At 65.3% G+C, this 7810-nt stretch carries 4 protein-coding genes; 2 read left to right on the forward strand and 2 right to left on the reverse strand.

Annotated elements, in window-relative coordinates; all coding sequences use genetic code 11:
• Positions 1–1513 (reverse strand): HNH endonuclease signature motif containing protein (locus tag JWN03_RS40180; RefSeq protein ID WP_297626959.1); only part of this gene is annotated, 1513 nt, incomplete at its 3' end.
• Positions 1514–1855: 342 nt separating this feature from the next.
• Between JWN03_RS40180 and JWN03_RS40185 the strand changes: the two genes are divergently transcribed.
• Together JWN03_RS40185 and JWN03_RS40190 are read left to right on the forward strand one after the other, a co-directional pair.
• Positions 1856–5125 carry an arabinosyltransferase domain-containing protein gene (locus JWN03_RS40185; RefSeq protein ID WP_441343150.1) on the forward strand — a complete coding sequence of 1090 codons (3270 nt, stop codon included), beginning with the start codon at positions 1856–1858 and terminating at the stop codon, positions 5123–5125.
• Between the two features lie 87 nt (positions 5126–5212).
• Complete coding sequence (locus JWN03_RS40190) at positions 5213–6358, forward strand: pyridoxal phosphate-dependent aminotransferase (protein WP_297626961.1); 1146 nt, start codon at positions 5213–5215, stop codon at positions 6356–6358.
• Between the two features lie 3 nt (positions 6359–6361).
• Here JWN03_RS40190 and JWN03_RS40195 read toward each other — a convergent pair whose 3' ends face one another.
• On the reverse strand, positions 6362–7594 hold the full coding sequence (locus JWN03_RS40195) for a S1C family serine protease (protein ID WP_297626963.1): 1233 nt from the start codon (positions 7592–7594) through the stop codon (positions 6362–6364).
• Between the last annotated feature and the right edge of the window lie 216 nt (positions 7595–7810).

Below are 7810 nucleotides of genomic sequence, written 5' to 3' on the forward strand. Positions count from 1 at the left end.
CACCCTTGGCCCACTCGTCGACGTGGTGCACCGCGCACATGGTCGCAGGCGCGTCACACCCCGGGCGGGTACAGCCCTTCTCCGAGGCGATGAGTGCCAGTCGTTGTGCGGGACTGGCCAACCGGGGCTCCTGGTCGGAGCTGACCGACCCTGGGCCATGCTCGTGGCTGGCCGACCGCGAACCGCGATCGGAACCGGCCGGGCAGGAGCCCTCCCCGAGAGTTGCTGCTCCGGAGTCACACTCGGTACCGGGCGAGCGCAGGTCGCGCGCGGAGCTGACCGAACTCGGACCGAGTTCGGGGCTGGCAGAGCGAGCGCCGCCACCGAAAGGTGTTGTCCCGGAATCGCACCCGGGAACAGCGAGGTGAGCGCCGTCGCTGACGGTCGCTGTCCCGAAGTCGCAGCCGGTGTCAGATGAGCGCGCGGCGAGCTCGAGGTCGGCCCGGCGGTCGCCGCGACCCAGATACAACGGCAACCCCACCGGATTCAGCACCGCGAGATACTTGCTGGACTTCGCCGCCAGCTCGAGGGCTTCCGGGATCGACACCATACCCCCGGACGCCGTGGTCGCTACACCCGCCCGCGCTTCCAGATCAGCCAAACCCATGGTGACGATCGCCGACACCGGCAAGCCACGATGCTTACCGAGCTTCTTCACGCCACCGAACTCCGGACGCAAAAACGCCAGCAACGCATCATGATTGCGTTGGGCCGGAGTACGCGTATCGCGCTCGGCACACGCCGCCAACTCCTGAGCGGTGAGCTTGTGATCGGCGACCCACGGGCTCTGCGGGTCCTTCGCATTGCACATACCCGGACGAGCCAGCTTCGCGAACATCGGCTCCAGGACCGACCGCAGCTTCCGGTTGATCTCACCCACGAACGGAGACATCCCATCCGCACGTTCGCTGCCCAGGGTGAGACCGCGCATCCGCTCACGATCGGCGTCGGTGCTCAAGCTGCCGTCCGGGTCCAAGCCCGCGAGCAGTACTTCCCCCATGACCGGCAATCCTTCCGGGTAGCCGGTCGGGGCGAACTCGGTCAACTGCAACTCCGTGGCTTCACGCACGTCCATGTCGAGGCTGCCGGGCAACCGGTTCATGACCGTCATGATCCGGCGCACATGATCGATCCCGATCACACCCGCACGATGCGCGGCGGCCACATGCGCCAACGTCGGCTCCAGTTCGACACCGGAGACGATGCGAGGGCCGGTCTCCACGGCGATGTTCACCCGGGACGCCGCGTCGGCGCGGGAGATGCCCAGGGTTTGGCGCAGAAACACTTTCGGGGTGGCGACCCCGCCACGCTGGGCCAGGCCACGGGTGGTGGTTTCCACGACGAACCGGGTCTGCACGGCCTCGAGCTTGCGCTTACACGTTTCCACTTCCCGCATCAACGCGATGAATTCATCATCCTGCAACGGAACCAGCGACGCGTTCAGGAGGTGATCGACCGCCACCGACAGTGCGTGCGCACTATCGGCGTTTACGGTTTCTCCCCCCGGATTCATGCCTCTATTCTACCGCCGGTATTCAGACCCGGAAAGGCGAATTATGTTGTGATATAAGGATATTCAGACTGGCGAACCGACCAGCCTCTTTCGCGTTCTTGCTCTTTTCTCGTCTTGCTCTTCGGTCGTTTTCTCTTCTTCTCGTCCGGGCGTCTTTAGCCTTTTGTTCTTTATGTCTTTTGTTCTCTAAAGCGTAACCACAGCCAGTCTTCCCGCTGGGAGCCCGGCCCCGGCTCCCAGGCCGGCGGCAGCGTAAGCCGGGTACGTCTCCCAGCGTTCCCACACCTCTTCTTTGTCCTGCATGTCACCACCGAAGCAATACCGTTGCTAGTATCCGAAAGCGTGACCTTGCTGCTCAGCCGAAGACAGCCGCCCGACGATCAACCACTGGATCTCCAAGCCAACCAGCACAATCCCGCCCGATTATGGCGAATTGTCGCAATCGTCGCAGGCATTATCGGCGCGCTACTAGCGATAGCCGTCCCACTGCTTCCAGTCCAACAGCAGCAAGCATCCTTCTCCTGGCCCCAGGACGGACAAGCAACAAGCACAACCTCCCCATTGGTGTCATATTCACCGGTCAGCACGAATATCAACGTCCCCTGCACAGCAATTTCCACTCTGGGACCCAGAGGCGGCAACCTGCTGTCAACGGTCCCACCCGCCTCCGGACAGTCATGGCACTACGGCCTGAACGTGCTTGTCGCACCCGCCGACGCCGGTTACCGACTCCAAGTGGTGCTACGCGACAAGGTCCTCGTCGATACCGCCGTCACCGACTTGCCCCCGGGCTGTCAGATATCGATCGCCTCCGACAGCACCCGCACCACGGTAAATGTCAGCGGCACCGATCCCGTCGTGCAGCAGGGCGACCATCGACCGCAACTGGTAGGCGTATTCACCGACCTCACCGGCACCGCGCCCGCCGGAATGCAGGCCGACGTGGTGATCGATTCCCGCTTCACCACCTCCCCCACAGCGCTGAAGCTGGCCGCAATCATCGGCGCGCTGGCCGCAACGGCATTGGCGCTGTTCGCATTGCACAAGCTCGACTGCCTGGACGGCCGACGCAACCGCCGAGTACTACCGCACCGCTGGTGGCGGCCTCGGCCGGTGGACTGCGCAGTCATCGCGATCCTGATCCTCTGGTACTTCATCGGCGTCGGTACCGCCGACGACGGATACATCTTCGGCATGGCCCGAACAGCCGGGCACGCAGGCTATCTGGCGAACTACTTCGCCTACTTCGGAGTGCCCGAAACTCCGATCGGGATTCCCTACGACAGCGCTTTCGAACTGCTGTCGCGGATTTCGCCGGCGAGCATCGTGGTGCGACTACCGGAATTGGTCTTCGGCATTGTCTGCTGGCTGTTGATCAGCCGTGAGGTAGTCCCTCGGCTCGGGGTCGGCGCACGGCAGGAGCGGGCCGCGATCTGGGCCGGTGGACTGGTGTTCCTGGCCTTCTGGCTGCCCTACAACAACGGTATGCGGCCCGAACCCGCAGTCGCGCTGGGCGTATTGCTGGTGTGGGTGTCGATGGAGCGCGCACTGGCCACCCGCCGCCTCGCTCCGGCGGCGCTCGCACTGATTCCGGCGGCGCTGGCGGTTGTCACCAACCCGGCGGGCCTGATCTGCTTCGCGGCGCTGCTGGCTGGTGCTCGCCCACTGGTGCAGATCATCGTCGAGCGGGCACGCAAAGTGGGATACACGGCCCTGATCGCCCCCGCTGTGGCCACCGGAGTGGCGATCCTGGTGATCGTTTTCGCCGGCCAGCCGATCTCCGAAGTCAGCGCGATGAGTCAGGCGCACAACGTAGTCGGCCCGGATATGCCCTGGTATGACGAGTCGCTGGTCTATCAGGACCTCTTCCAGGCCACGCCGGACGGCTCGATGGCGCGCCGGTTCGCCATGCTGATCATGTTCCTGGCCTTGGCATTGTCGGTACTGGCGCTACTGCGCGGCAGCGGGCGGATCCCGGGTCTCGCGGCCGGACCCACCCGGCGCATTGTGGGTACCACCCTCGCCGCGTTACCGCTGATGGTGCTCTCGCCGACAAAATTCACCCACCACCTGGGTGTTTTCGCTGGACTCGCCGGTGCCGTCGCGGTCGTGGCCGCCGTCGCGGCAGGCCCCCGCGTTATGCGGTCGCCGCGAAACCAGGCTCTCTTCGCTGCCGCTGTTTTCGCCGTTCTCGCGGTGTCGTTCTCGAGTTCGAACGGCTGGTGGTATGTGGCCAGTTATCGGATTCCCTGGTGGGACAAGCCGATATCGGTGCATGGCATCGCCGCCGGGACAGTTCTACTGACTGTCGCCGTACTGCTGGTCGGAGTCGCAGGCTGGCTGCATATCCGGGAACCCTTCCGCCGCACCGAGTATCGGCCACGGCGGCGAATTCCCATCCTGACGATTGCCGCGGCACTGGTGGTGGCCTTCGAGCTGGTCTCCTTCGTCAAAGCCGGAGTCGAGCAGTACCCGGCGTATTCGCTGGCGAAGTCGAATCTGTCCGCACTGGCAGGCAAACCGTGCGGGCTGGCGAACGACGTCCTGGTCGAGCCTGATCCGAATGCCGGTATGCTGCAACCTCTTTCGGGAGATCCCGCAACCACTCTGGGCGCACAGGCCAGCGGCTTCACACCCAATGGCGTCAATCTCAACGACTTGACTCCCGACACCTCCGACGCAGCTTCCGCTTCCGTCGGTCAATCCCTGGGCAGCGCGGGCACCACCACCAAGGCCGGGACCACCGACAACAGCGCCGAACACGGCGGGGTTGCGGCGCACGGCAGCAACGGCAGCACGGTTCCGCTGCCCTTCGGATTGAATCCCGCCACAACACCGGTGCTCGGCAGCTACGGCGGCCCGGGCGCTACGAAAACACTCACCTCCGGGTGGTATCGCCTGCCCGCCCCGGACGAGCACGGCGACCGTGGCCGGATCATCGCCATCGCCGCCGCCGGGCGCATCGCCTCGACCGATATCGATAATCTGCCCGTACCCGGCCAGAACGTCCAGATCGAATACGGCGCGGCCAGCGGCACCGACGTGCAGGCGCTCGGACGCGTCACACCCGATGACGTGAGCGTGCTCCAGCCGTCCTGGCGGAACCTGCGGGTTCCCTTGCAGCAGTTGCCATCTCAGGCGACAGCCGTGCGGATTGTCGCCACCGTCGACAGCTCCGATCCACAGCAGTGGGTGGCGGTGACCCCGCCGCGTGTTCCGCAACTGCGCACGCTCGACGATCTGGTCGGGCACACCACCCCGGTCCTGCTGGATTGGCTTGTCGGCCTGCAGTTCCCGTGCCAGCAACCGATGCTGCACCGCTACGGCGTCGCCGACACCCCCGGGTACCGCATCCTTCCCGACCTTTCGGGCGCGACCATGACCAGTAACTGGGAAAGTCACACCTCCGGCGGGCCACTCGGTTACATCGGCCTGGTTTCCCGCGCCGATGTCTTGCCGTCCTATCTGGCGGATGACTGGAAACGCGATTGGGGTGAAATCGAACGGCTCGTCCCGTTCGATCCGACCGCGGCACCGGCGCGGCTCGACACCGTCACCGTGCAGCGTTCCGCCCGGTGGACCCCGGGACCGCTGAATTTCGGGATCCGGTAGACAGGAGAGCGCAGTACGTATTCGAGCGGGCGTACTGCGCGGAGTCGTGCTATCGGCAAGGATGTCTGCAACAACGGTGTAAGGGCGATGGTCGAAATGCTTGTCGAACGGCTGCGGCCCTTTAACTCCTCGGTTTTCGGGGAGATTTCACAGCTGGCGGTGGTGCACGGGGCAATCGACCTCGGGCAGGGTTTCCCCGACTACGGGGGTCCGCAGGCGATGCTGGATATTGCTCGGGCGGCCATCGCGGAGGGGATGAACCAATATCCGCCGGCGAATGGGCAACCCGGGTTGCGCGAAGCCATCGTGGCCGAGCACGCCGACCGCGTCGGCAGCGATTACAACGTGGACACCGAGGTTCTGGTTACCTCCGGCGCCACCGAGGCCCTGACCGCGGCCATACTCGGGCTCGTGGAGCCGAGCGATGAAGTGGTTCTCATCGAACCGTTCTACGACTCCTATGCGGCCGCGGTCGCGATGGTGGGAGCGACTCGGCGCACCGTGGCGATGGTTCCCGACGGTGACGGATTCGCGCTCGATCTCGATGAATTGCGCCGGGCGATCACGCCGCGGACCCGCTTGCTGGTCGTGAATTCGCCGCACAACCCGACCGGTTCGCTATTGACTGTGCAGGATTTGCACACCATCGCCGAATTTGCTTGCGCGCGAGATTTTCTGGTGGTGGCCGACGAGGTCTACGAACACTTGGCCTTCGACCCGCATCCGCATGTATCGATTGCCTCGCTGCCAGGTATGCGGGAGCGGACGATTGTGGTGTCCAGTGCGGCAAAGACTTTCAATGTGACCGGCTGGCGGATCGGCTGGGCGCTCGGGCCCGCGGAGTTGATCGAGGCGGTGCATGCGGCCAAGCAGTATCTGGCCTTTGTGGCCGCGGCGCCGTTCCAGCCGGCTATCGCGTATGCGCTCGAACATGAGCGGGAGTGGGTGGCGGCCAGTCGAATCGAACTCCAGCGCAAGTACCACCTGCTGTCGAAGGCATTGGGCGATATCGGATTCGACGTAAAACGCAGCGCGGGTGGCTATTTCGTCTGCGCGGATATCGGGTCGGACGGTACAGCGTTCTGCCGGGAGTTGCCCGCCCGCGTGGGAGTCGCGGCGATTCCGGTGTCGGCGCTCGCCGACCGGCCGGACTGGAACAACCTGGTGCGCTTCGCCTACTGCAAGCAGGATGCGACGCTGCACGAAGCAATTTCGCGGCTCGAGCGGATCTAAATATCAGCCGACCGGGCCGGTCCCCAGCGCCACCTGGCCCTGCTGTGCTCCGGATTGCGGGTCGGTCCACTTGAAAGTGACCTGGTCGCCAGGCTTGTAGAGGTCCATGCTGTTCGTCAGCGCCGTCGCGGAATCGATGCGGTTGCCATCGGCAGCCGTGATCACATCACCCGCCGCCAGCCCGAGCTGAGCTGCCGGGCCGCCGCGAACCACCTGCTGCACAACGGCTCCGACGCCATCGGAAGTACTGACGGAGACGCCGAGGAACGGTGTCGCACCGATGTGCACGGTGGCCGACTTTTTACTCGATTCGATATCGCGGGCGATCGAGAGCGCCTGGTTGATCGGGATGGCGAAGCCCTGCCCGCCACCACTCTGCGCACCGCCACGCTGTGCCGCGCCCGGCATGCGGAAGCGGTAGTTGGTCGATGCGGCGGTATCCATGCCGATGACCTGCCCGGAGCCGTCGATCAGCGGCCCACCGGAATCACCGGGCTGAATATTGGCCGCGATCTGGATGAGCCCCTGCAGCTGTTCGGAGCTGCCACTCGACTCGTCACTGGCGGTGATCGTCTGCCCCAGCGCCGTGACCTGGCCCGTAGCCACACTCGGCTGTCCGGTGCCGCCCGCATTGCCCACGCCCGCGATCTGTTCACCCACCGTGGCCGAGTCCGAATTGCCGATCGGCGCCGTCTGCAGGCCGGAAGCCCCGGACAGCTTGAGCACGGCCACGTCCTGGGAGCGGTCGTATCCGACCACGGTCGCGGGATAGGTCTGCCCATTGCCGAGATCGGTGACCGAGATATCGGTCGCGCCCGTCACCACGTGGTTGTTGGTGAGTATCTCGCCGTCCGAGGTGAGCACAATGCCGGTGCCCGCGGTTTCGGCGCCCTGCATCCCCAACTCCGAGTTCACATTCACCAGGCCGGGGATCACGCCCTGCACCGCGGTATCCATCGCGGCCGGATTAGGCTGTGTGGCAGCCGTTTTCGAGTTCCCGACCGGCTGCACGAGCGGAGCGGGCCAGCCCGCCTTCCCGGCGGCCGGCTGCGAGTGCTGGGTGCCGAGCCCGAAACCCGTGGCCCCGAGCCCGACCGCACCGACACCCACCGCTGCCGCGGCAGCGAGCGCGAGCAGTGCCGTCCGGCCGCGATGCGGCGGCTGCGGTGGTTGCGGCGGGAGGGGTTGCCCGTACTGGGGCCACTGCTGCGGGTCATCTGGTCGCTGCGCACTCATATTTTCCAGGAAACCCCGCGGACCTGAGAAGTCGCTGACTGTCAGGTTGCGCTTTGCTGACAGTCCTATTGGCTCAGCCGAGGCCGCGTACGTCCCACAGCCACACACCGTCCACCTGCTGAGCGGGGAAGCCCAGCAGTTGATCCACGGTGCGGCGCAGGGCATCACTGTGATCGGCAGGCGGCAGCACCAGCACGTCGGCGCGCCAGTAACGCA

This window comes from Nocardia sp., from assembly GCF_025465275.1.
Taxonomy (GTDB): domain Bacteria; phylum Actinomycetota; class Actinomycetes; order Mycobacteriales; family Mycobacteriaceae; genus Nocardia.

Coding starts and splice junctions, on each gene's coding strand:
- JWN03_RS40190 (WP_297626961.1), top strand. CDS start 5,213: ATGGTCGAAATGCTTGTCGAACGGCTGCGGCCCTTTAACTCCTCGGTT.
- JWN03_RS40195 (WP_297626963.1), bottom strand. CDS start 7,594: ATGAGTGCGCAGCGACCAGATGACCCGCAGCAGTGGCCCCAGTACGGG.